This window comes from Bacillus sp. LR--39 (genome assembly GCF_053613335.1).
The window spans coordinates 1-800 of sequence record NZ_JBSIOT010000680.1 but is presented as its reverse complement, the minus strand read 5'-3'; the positions used below and the strand labels follow the sequence as shown (position 1 = coordinate 800).

The 800-nt window shown below is 45.4% G+C and carries 1 protein-coding gene and 1 pseudogene; both read right to left on the bottom strand.

The window, feature by feature from the left end; genetic code table 11:
* A pseudogene (locus ACWHAR_RS25805) lies at positions 1 to 224 on the bottom strand (mannosyltransferase); the annotation flags it as partial.
* A 105-nt stretch (positions 225 to 329) separates the two neighbouring features.
* The coding region (locus ACWHAR_RS25800) for an MFS transporter (RefSeq protein WP_452088266.1) at positions 330 to 800 on the bottom strand (471 nt) is incomplete at its 5' end.

Sequence of the window (800 nt, the reverse complement as noted above, 5' to 3'; positions counted from 1 at the left end):
AAAATCGTTTGAATCCATAACACGACAGGAGGCTTATCTACTGTCACAAATCCAGAAGGGTCAAATGACGCATAAAAGAAATTATGGAAGCTTTGCGTCATGCTTTTTACAGCCGCCAAATAGTACTGGTTCGCTGTATCATCCTGCCAAATGTGATACGTATTCAAAAAAGCTGCTGCCAGCAAAATAAGAATAAGGGCTGCGTCGAATCGTTTGGTTTTCATCGTTTTTCACCTCTTTATGGTGTCTCATTGTAAAAAACAAATATGAAAAACTTATGAATAAACAATAAATATTCAAAGAAAAAAGCGGAGATATTTTCCCCGCTTTTATGCTGAATTTCTTTGTTTTTCTGACTGAAAAATGTATCGATCTCGTCCGGCTCTCTGTCCAGCTGCTCCCATTACGATCAGGGCAGCAATGAGAAGCACTATCGGCATCGTCCATGAATGCGTCTGGTCAAAGAGATAGCCGACAAAGATTGGCCCGACTGCTGCCAGCAGGTAGCCGAATGACTGAGACATGCCTGACAGCGCAGCGGCCTGTTGGGCATTTTCACTGCGGAGACCAATCAAAGTGAGCGCCAGACTAATGCTGGAGCCTTGCCCGATACCGATAATGATCATCCAGATGGCAAGCAATGTATGGCTTCCGCCCGCTAATAATCCGCAAAGGCCGATCAGATAAACTGAGGCCAGCGCCGCAACGATACCGCGCTGCTGTTTCACACGGTCAGCTAAAACTGGTGTCAGAAAAGTGGAAGGCAGACTCGCAAATTGCATGAGTGATACCATCCATCC